This is a genomic window from Curtobacterium sp. ME26 (assembly GCF_903970945.1).
GTDB lineage: Bacteria > Actinomycetota > Actinomycetes > Actinomycetales > Microbacteriaceae > Curtobacterium > Curtobacterium citri.
In genome coordinates this window covers 1-7,368 of sequence record NZ_CAJCKG010000085.1, presented here as the reverse complement: position 1 = coordinate 7,368, position 7,368 = coordinate 1, and the positions used below count along the sequence as shown (strand labels likewise).

Sequence of the window (7,368 nt, the reverse complement as noted above, 5' to 3'; positions counted from 1 at the left end):
TGTTTTGGTTGAGGAGAAGCCGGGCTCCGGGACTCCCCGGGGGGACTGGGGTTCGGACGGGGGCCCGATCGCCGCCCGTGACGTCACGATCGAGCCGGACCTGTCGAACGCGGCGCCGTTCGCGGCGGCCGCGCTCGTGGCGGGCGGCACGGTCCGCATCCGCACCTGGCCGACCGCGACCACGCAGGTCGGGGCCGACCTCGAGACGCTCCTGCCGCTGTGGGGGGCGACCGTGACGCGTGACGGTGACGACCTGGTGTTCGACGGCGGCGTCGGGGTGGCGGGTGGGGCCTCCCTGCCGGGTGTCACGCTCGACCTGACCCGCGGCGGCGAGCTCGCCCCCGCGCTGGTCGCGCTGTCGGCGCTGGCCGACGGACCGAGCGAGATCACCGGGATCGGGCACCTGCGCGGCCACGAGACGGACCGGCTCGCCGCGCTCGCGGCGGACGTGAACCGGTCGGGAGGCTCGGTGCAGGAACTCGACGACGGCCTGCGGATCACCCCCGCTCGCCTCCACGGCGGCGACTGGGCCGCGTACGACGACCACCGGATGGCGACCGCGGGGGCCCTCGTGGGCCTCGTCGTCGACGGCGTCGCCGTCGACGACGTCGGCTGCACGGCGAAGACGCTGCCGCAGTTCCCGGACCTGTGGGCGGACCTCGTGGCGACCGGCACGAAGGGGGCGTGAGACCGTGAGCTGGTGGGACGACGTCGACGGCGACGACACCGACGAGGACGAGCCGTACGGGCAGTACGAGTCGAAGGTGCGCATCCGGCCGAACCCGAAGGGCAACCGCCCGCGCACGAAGGTCCGGCCCACCCACGACGACGCCCCGGTCGGCTGGGTGACGAACGTCGACCGCGGGCGGTTCGGCGTCCTCGTGACGGAGGGCGCGGGGTCGGACGCGGCCGGCGAGCGGGTCATCACCGCGACGAAGGCGCGCGAGCTCGGCAAGAAGTCGGTCGTCACGGGTGACCACGTCTCCCTCGTCGGCGACGTGTCCGGCGACCCCGGCTCCCTCGCGCGGATCGTCAAGGTGGCGGAGCGTACGACGCTGCTCCGCCGCAGCGCGGACGACACCGACGAGGTCGAGCGCGTGATCGTGGCGAACGCCGACCAGATGCTCGTCGTCGTCGCCGCGGCCGACCCCGAACCGCGCACGCGACTGATCGACCGGTACCTCGTCGCGGCGTTCGACGCGGGGCTCGACCCGGTCCTCTGCATCACGAAGACCGACCTCGCGGACCCGACCGACTTCCTCGCGCACTTCGCGTGCCTCGACCTGCGGATCGTGACGAGCCGGTCCGACGACGTGCCGTTCGACGCCCTGCACGAGGTGCTCGACGGCAAGGTCACCGTCACGGTCGGCCACTCGGGCGTCGGCAAGTCCACCCTCGTGAACGCGATCACCGGGTCCACCCGCGCGACGGGCGTCGTGAACGCGGTGACCGGCCGCGGGCGCCACACCTCGTCGTCGTCGATCGCCCTGCGGGTCCGCGACGGCGGGTGGATCATCGACACCCCGGGCGTCCGCTCGTTCGGCCTCGGGCACGTCGAGCCGGCGAACGTGTTCCGCGCCTTCGCCGCACACGCCGTCCCGGTCCGCGAGCCGGCCGACGGCATCCCGCTCGACCAGGCGCACGACTGGGAGATCGTCGACCGCGTGCAGGACGGCGAGCTCGGCCCGACGGGCGTCGAGCGCCTCGACTCGTTCCGGGCGCTCCTGACGGGCATGGGCGGCGAGGACCCCGGGACCGACTGAACCCCGGCGGACGGGCAGCGGGCGAGGCGGGTGTACCGTTGCTCCCCGTGCCTGAAGTTGCAGAGAACAACAATGCGCGCGTGCCGCACCCCCACCACGCCGACCACGCCGCGCGTGCGGACCGCCACGGCGCCCGGACGGTCACGGTCCTCCGGCCCGAGCACCTCGGCAGCACGCTCCGGTCGTTCGGGTCGCACGTCCTCGTCCCGCTCTTCCTCGCGGTCGGGATGACCCTCGCCTACCTCGGCGCGTTCCACGCCCCCACCCCGCACGAGCTCCCCGTCGGCATCGTCGGTCAGGGGCCCACGGCGCAGGTGTTCGCTCAGACCGTCACCGACGAGTCGGACGGCGGGCTCGTCGCCCACGTGGTCCCGACCACGACCGCGGCCGAGCGCGCCGTGCGGGACCGCGACCTCGCCGCCGTGTACGCACCCGGCACGTCCGGAGCGACGCTCTACGTCTCGACCGCGGCGAGCGAGACCACGGCGTCGGCGGCCGAGAAGGTGTTCCTGCCGATCGCCTTCCGGCAGCACCTGCCGTTCACGGTCGAGGACGTCGTGCCCACGGGCAGCGAGGACACCACCGGCCAGGGCCTGTTCTTCCTGCTCGTCGGCCTGAGCGTCGGCGGCTACGCCTCGGCCATCGCGGTCGCCGCCGCGGCCGCCCGGCTCCGTGCGTTCTGGACCGTGGTCGTCGGCGCCGCGACGGCCGCGGTGGTCGCCGGCATCGGCGTCGTGGTCGCCGGTCCGCTCTACGGGGTCGTCCCGTCGCACCGGTGGGAGGTCTTCCTCGTCGCCTGGCTCTACGACGCCGTGATCATCGCGCTCGGCGTCGGACTGCACCCGCTGCTCGGGCGGTGGACGACGCCGATCCTCACGATGCTGTTCGTGATGCTCAACTTCACGAGCTCGGGCGGCATCTTCCAGCCGGCGTTCCAGCCCGGCTTCTTCGCGGCGCTCAACACGTTCTGGAGCGGTGCCGCGTGGCTCGCCGCGGCGCAGGACCTCGTGTACTTCCCGGCGGCGTCGCTCGCCCGCCCGCTGGTCGTCCTGGCGCTCTGGCTCGTCGTCGCCGTGCTGCTCGGCGTCCTCGTGCACGGGCTCGCCGCCCGACGCACGCGGCTCGCCCGCGAGCGCGCGGTCACCCGGCTCGAGGAGGAGGAGGTCGTGGCCGCCTAGCCGCCGGGCCGAGCCGCTAGCCTGGCCTCCGTGGACCTCAGCGCCGACCTGGACTTCGCCCGCTCGCTCGCCGACACCGCCGACGCGATCAGCCTCGAGCGGTTCCGCGCCGCCGACCTGCACGTGTCGACGAAGGCCGACAGCACGCACGTCACCGACGCCGACCAGGCGGTCGAGCGGGCGCTCCGCGAGCGGCTCGCCGCCGAGCGGCCAGACGACGCCTTCCTCGGCGAGGAGACGACGGCGGACACCGGCGCGGACGCCGTCAGCGAGGGTCACCGGCAGTGGGTCGTCGACCCGATCGACGGGACCGCGAACTACCTGCGGGGCGTGCCCGTGTGGGCGACGCTCATCGCCCTCGCCGTCGACGGACGACCGGTGCTCGGCGTCGTCAGCGCCCCCGCGCTCGGCAAGCGCTGGTGGGCGGCGGAGGGCCTCGGCGCGCACTCCACCGAGGGTCCGCTGCGCGTCTCCGGCGTCGCGGAACTCGCCGACGCGAGCCTCAGCTACAACAGCATCCAGCAGTGGGACGAGGACGACCGGCTCGACGCCCTCGTCGCGCTGTCCCGGAAGGTCTGGCGGACGCGGGCCTACGGCGACATGTGGTCGTACATGCTCGTCGCCGAGGGGGTCCTCGACGTCGCGGGCGAGCCGGACCTCAAGCCGTGGGACATCGCCGCGCTCGTCCCGATCGTCGAGGAGGCCGGCGGCCGCTTCACCTCGCTCGACGGCGACCCCGGGCCCTGGCACGGCAGCGCCCTCGCCACGAACGGCCTGGTGCACGACGCCGTGGTCGAGGTCATCCGCCGCTCGGACGCCTGAACCGGTCCGCCCCGAGCACCGGCGGTGTACCCCGCTTGTCCCCCTCGGCGAGCCACCCACCCCCGTGACACCCCCCGTCCGGGGGCACGGGGGGTGTCCCGGGGGGCATGCACCCCCCGGACTGGGGACACGCCCGTCGGACAACGTGCTTACGGACCGGTCGAGGCCGTTCGTCGCCTTTGTTATCGTGCTCACAGGCGACCGGTGGGAGTCGCCCGGATTCCCTAGATCCGGGCTCCGTCCCGCGGGTCGTGCGTTTCGTCCGAAAAACCCTAACCCGAGGGGTGGTCCAGACGATGACTTCATCGTTCCCAGGCGGAACCGAGTGCACCCTCACTCGTCGTCCGCGTTATCTCACCGACAGCCCTGGTGCGCGCTCCGTCGCCGCCTCGCGTCCGTCCGTCGCACCGGTCACCCGCCGTGCCGACGACCGGACCCCGTCCGTCGCCACGGTCACCCGCCGTGCCGTCGATCGGACGCCCTCCGTACGTCCCGTCCCCGGACCCGGAGGCCGGTGAGTCATGGCACTCACCGGTCGCCGTCTCGAGGTCGACCGGATCACGACCCTCGCAGCACTCCCTCGTGAGTCCGCGATGGTCGTCGTCGGCGACCCTGGTTCCGGGCGCAGCAGCGTCCTCGACGCGGTCGCCGACCGCGTCCCCCTCCCCGTCGTGCGGGTCGGTGTCAACGGGAGCGAGTCCCGTTGGCCCCTGGCCGGCGTGACCTCCCTGTTCACCGCGCTCGACGACCCCCGAGCCACCGCCCACATCGCCCACCTGCTGCAGGCGGGCGCTGCCGGGACCGGTGCGCCGTCCGGTCTGGCGGCCGCGCACGACTTCCTCGAGGCCGTGCAGACCCTGACCCTCCCGCCGACGATCGTCCTCATCGACGACCTCGACCGGATGGACGAGGACAGCCAGGAGCTCATCGCGTTCCTCGCCGGTCGGCTCGCCGGCACGGCGCTCCGCCTGGTGGCCACGGTGCGCTCGGTGTCGTCCGGCAGCCCGCTCGCCGCGCTGCCGATGCTGCGCCTCGAGCCGCTCGCGGCCGACGACGCACTCGTCCTCGCCAGGAGCATGGCGCCCGAGGGCGCCAACGACGGGGTCCTCGCGATCCTCGCCGACGCCACCGGGGGCAACCCCGGGGTGCTCCGTGAGCAGTTCGAGGCGCTGAGCCACGCGCAGCTCACCGGAGCGGAGCCGCTCGTGCTGCCGCTGCGCCCGACCGCGACGACGGAGGCGATCGCCGCGTCGACGCTCGAGCGTCTCGACGGTGTCGCCGCCGGTGGCACGCGGACCGACGGCGCCGAAGCGGGACGTGATCTGGACGTCCTCGCCCGGCTCGCACTCGTGCCGGTGGCCCGGACCACCGGGTGGGACCGCGACGCCCTCGACGACCTCGCCGACGCGGGGCTCGTGGTGGTCCGCGGACAGTCCGCGACCGTCCGAGACCCGCTCGTCCGGTCGGCGCTGTACTGGCGCATGACCGCGAGGTCCCGCCGGTCCCTGCACACCGAGCTCGCCTCGGCGAGCGCCGACGTCGACCCCCGTGCTGCCGCGTGGCACCGCAGCTTCGTCGACGACGTGCCCGACTCGGTCGCGCTGCTCGAAGCAGCAGCGGCCCACGTCGCGGACGGTGCGCCGCACGCCGCGGTCGCCCTGGCGGAGCGTGCCCTGCACGTCGGGTCGGGCTGCGAGGACGAGCGCGCCGCGCTGCTCCGCGTCGCCGAGGCGATGCTCGCGCAGCGCCTGCTGGGCCTGGCGGCGCGCTACCTCGCCGCGATCCGTCCGTTCCGGCGCCAGGAGGACGAGGTGCGGCGGCTCCGGCTGCTGTACTCGGTCCAGTACCTGCGCGGCGAGACCGTCCACGCGGACGAGCTGCTCGTCCCCGTCGCGGCGGGAGCACCCGAAGCCCCCGCCGTCGCCGGACTCCTGGCGATGGTCGCGAGCTTCCGCGCGGAGACGTGGGACCTCGAGCAGGCCAGGGACCTCCTCGCCCGGGTGGAGCAGCTCGGACCGGTGCTCACCCCGCACACCGCGGAGATCGCCGGCGCCGTGCAGTGCCTGGTGGCCGCGGTCGACGGCACCCTGCCGGCCGACACCGAGCTGTACGACGGACTCGCGACCGCGCGGCTCCTCGCGATGTCGGACCCCGCCCTGCTCCTGGTGGCGCACGCCCTGAGCATCGCCGAGCGCGCCCGCAGCGCCCGGCGGGTCTTCGCCCTCGTGCTGGCCCGCAGCCAGGACACGCAGACCGTCTGGGCCGAGGGAGCCCGGTACCTGACGGCGGAGAACGAGCTGCGGTCGGGCAACTTCCGGCAGGCCCTCCGCGCGGTGGACGCGTGGGAGGCCGGTGCCGGGGCCGCCCAGCGCGTCCGGGAGCCCTCGCGGGTCGTCGCGATCGCGTGGCGGCACTTCGCCGAGGGACGTTCGTACGAGGCGCTCGAGGTCGTCGACCGGTGCCTGGCACTCCGCTCGACGGCGCTCCTCTGGGGCACGACGGCCAAGCTGCACGCGCTGCGCGGTCGGGTGCTCCTGCTCGACGGCAGGGTCGAGGAGGCCGTCGTGGCACTCGAGGCGGCCGACGCGGTCGGTCGGTCCCTGCGGAACCCGGCGGTGCTCCGTCACCTCGGGGACCTCGTCGAGGGGTACGTCCGCTCCGGCCGGATCGACGACGCCCGTTCGGCGACGGCCCGGCTCGCGGCCGACCACCACGCACGACCGTCGCGCTGGGGTGCCCTGGTGCTCGCACGGAGCCTGGCGCTCGTCGCCGACGACACCACCCGCGAGACCGCACGGCGTCGGGCGCTGGAACTGTTCCAGCCGCACGACTCGCAGTACGAGCGCGCGCGCACGTTCGCCGCGCTGGCGGTCGTCGGCACCGTCGCGGAGCGTCCGCGGCTCGGTGCCGCCGCCGCGGCGGCCTACGAGGCGGCGGGGCTCCGGCGCCCGCTGGCGACGCCCCAGGCCCCGGCCGCGATGCCGTCGTTCGGCGTGCCGACCTCGCTCCGTTCCGGCCCGACGCCGTCCGCGCCGGTCCCCGGGACGCCGCGGAGCGCTCCGGACGCGTCGGCGGTGCTCACGTCGCTGACGGCCGAGGAACGTGCCGTGGTGCAGAAGGTGACCGAGGGCTACCGCAACCGGGAGATCGCGTCGTCGCTCTTCATGTCGCAGCGGACGGTCGAGCTCCGGCTGACGCAGATCTACCGCAAGGTGGGTGCACGCTCGCGCTCCCACCTGGTGGCGCTGCTCACCTGACCGGTCGCGACCCGACCACGCGACGGGAGGCCCGGTGCCGGCTGGCACCGGGCCTCCCGTCGCGTGGTGGAGGGCGTCCGCCCCGGTGCCGGGTTGCGGGAGACCGCACCGTCCGCCGCCGCGTCGCACCGCGACGGCGGTGAACCGCAAGAGCGGGCGGCGGGTGTTGTCGCGACGGTGGCGCCGGGTGAGGCTTCTCCTGCACCGACCGCCGTGCCCTCCCCGGAGGGCCAGCCCGCACCCCGAACGTCCGGTACCCGAACCGTCGTCCCGGGTCCGTCCCCGCCTGATCCGCGGACGGACACGGCCGACGGTCCCGGACACGCGGCAGACCCGACGGCGGTCGGT

Annotated in this window: 4 protein-coding genes and 1 pseudogene; all 5 read left to right on the top strand. The window is 74.7% G+C overall.

What is annotated here, in order from left to right:
- A pseudogene (locus H7A69_RS16890) lies at positions 1–688 on the top strand (3-phosphoshikimate 1-carboxyvinyltransferase); the annotation flags it as partial.
- Positions 689–692: 4 nt separating this feature from the next.
- Positions 693–1,763 (top strand): ribosome small subunit-dependent GTPase A, encoded by a 1,071-nt coding sequence (rsgA, locus tag H7A69_RS16885; protein ID WP_182048105.1) that lies wholly within the window; start codon positions 693–695, stop codon positions 1,761–1,763.
- 47 nt (positions 1,764–1,810) lie between these two features.
- Entirely contained in the window at positions 1,811–2,941 is a 1,131-nt protein-coding gene (locus H7A69_RS16880; protein WP_182048104.1) for a hypothetical protein, read from the top strand.
- 30 nt (positions 2,942–2,971) lie between these two features.
- The gene (locus tag H7A69_RS16875) at positions 2,972–3,763 is read left to right on the top strand and encodes an inositol monophosphatase family protein (RefSeq protein ID WP_182048103.1); all 792 of its coding nucleotides are present in this window, start codon (positions 2,972–2,974) and stop codon (positions 3,761–3,763) included.
- 521 nt (positions 3,764–4,284) lie between these two features.
- A complete protein-coding gene (locus tag H7A69_RS16870) occupies positions 4,285–7,020 on the top strand; it encodes a helix-turn-helix transcriptional regulator (RefSeq protein ID WP_182048102.1) in 2,736 nt (911 codons plus the stop codon).
- Positions 7,021–7,368 lie beyond the last annotated feature (348 nt).